At 61.0% G+C, this 231-nt stretch carries 1 pseudogene; it reads left to right on the top strand.

The features are described 5' to 3' along the window. Positions 1-231, top strand: a pseudogene (locus ACR9ZK_RS23765) (cell division protein FtsH); the annotation flags it as partial.

Here is a 231-nt window from a genome sequence, read left to right as displayed (position 1 = left end):
CATTGCCACCAGGCGTCACGGCGATACCGTCACCACCGAGGACTTTGTGCAGGCAACGGAGCGTATCGTTGCGGGGTCGGAGCGCCGAAGCCGGCTGCTCAATGCAAACGAGAGGGAACGCGTTGCCTATCACGAGATGGGGCATGCGCTGGTCGCGACTTCGCTTGCCAAGACGGATCCCGTTCAAAAGGTCTCGATCATTCCGCGGTCGATCGGTGCGCTCGGATATAC

It is taken from the genome of Monashia sp. HAY1-5C (genome assembly GCF_056755255.1).
This window is presented reverse-complemented; position numbering and strand designations above follow the sequence as displayed.